The organism is Paenibacillus sp. OT2-17 (genome assembly GCF_009827695.1).
Taxonomy (GTDB): Bacteria; Bacillota; Bacilli; order Paenibacillales; family Paenibacillaceae; genus Paenibacillus; species Paenibacillus polymyxa_B.
On record NZ_WUDQ01000803.1, the window covers coordinates 1 to 1,282 of the forward strand.

A 1,282-nucleotide genomic window follows, 5' to 3' on the forward strand; every position below is an offset into this window, starting at 1 on the left:
AACACCCGTGGAAAGGAGTCTGAGTGAGGAAATTGCAGCCCAGCATGCGGGTGCTACTATAGAAAACCCAGCAAGCGGAATTGATGATACAAGAAATGAATATGAGAACGAGCAGGATCATCAAGAACAAACAAAGATTCTGACGCAGGACGGAAGCTCTGATCCGTATGCCAAATAAATGAGAGAAAAGGAACGGAAGTATGAAAACATGGATATTTGCCGGGCTTTGTGACAAAAGCGATACCTTGTTATACATCAGCAGCATATTAGCAGCTTCCGGCCAACAGGTACTGCTTGTGGATGCTACGTTGCGGGGACGGTATCGGTATAGCATAGGGATGCTTGACAAACCACTTCCCATTACGCAGTTTAGTGGTTTTGATGTAGCAATTGGATTTACAGCATGGGAAGACCTGCATATAGGTATGACGGCTGATCAGAAGGCAGAGCAGGCTTATGACATTGTTATTTTGGATGTAGAGTTACCTGATTTTTGCCCCATTTCTGTTTGGAAAAGGGCAGAACTGCGAGTTTGGGTCAGTGATTATAGCCGCATGCTAATGCATAACGGACAGAATTGGCTTGAGCATTTATTCAGTCAACCTGAATTTCCTAAAGATCTTGTATTTCACAAGCTTTTTTTACAGGCTGTGGATTGTGGTGTGGAGGAGCCGTACCTGTGGGAATACATGAACCATTTCCCAGCTTCTTGGCAGCAAGACCCATATGTACTGCCATGGGATGAGGGGCTGCTTGCTCTGAAACTGGAAAATGAGCATAAAAAACAGCTACTACTAAAACCGCTATCCAGAATGTATAAGAAACAATTATGCCGTTGTATTGGGGAATGGATGAGTTGGGAATTAAAAGTGAGTCGTCGTGCGCTAAAGCGTGCGGAAAGGAGTAGAGCATGAGTACCATTTTGTTTTGGAGCCCCATTAAGGGGGCTAGTGGAAGTAGCTCTTTGGCGGCAGCAATAGCAATTACCATAGGCAATCTATATCGAGGAAGACTATTATTGACTCATTTGGGTCGTAAATATACCGGTATTGAATCAGGATTACCTATACAAGAGTATGGTATGGACGATCCAACCCTACAGCTTCAGGAAGGGGGCTGGGATGCTGCCGCACGTTTAGTTCTGCGAGGGACACTGTCTAAAGAAAATATTCGTAATTATACGACGCCTGTACTCGAACATACTTTGGATGTACTTGAGGGAACCTCCAGCTTTGGAGCTGCACCGCCGTTACTATCTCCAGGGCTTGTACGGGCAGTAATA

1 protein-coding gene and 1 pseudogene are annotated in these 1,282 nt (G+C 44.9%); both read left to right on the forward strand.

Features of this window, described 5'->3' with window-relative positions; translation table 11 throughout:
- The first annotated feature begins 200 nt into the window (after window positions 1-200).
- Window positions 201-914 carry a hypothetical protein gene (locus tag GRP75_RS27235; protein ID WP_160790925.1) on the forward strand — a complete coding sequence of 238 codons (714 nt, stop codon included), beginning with the start codon at window positions 201-203 and terminating at the stop codon, window positions 912-914.
- Window positions 911-1,282: pseudogene (locus GRP75_RS27240) on the forward strand (hypothetical protein); the annotation flags it as partial. The gene GRP75_RS27235 and the pseudogene GRP75_RS27240, both read left to right, overlap by 4 nt.

Excerpts from the sequence above, each read along its gene's own strand:
- GRP75_RS27235 (WP_160790925.1), top strand. The coding sequence starts at position 201 with ATGAAAACATGGATATTTGCCGGGCTTTGTGACAAAAGCGATACCTTG.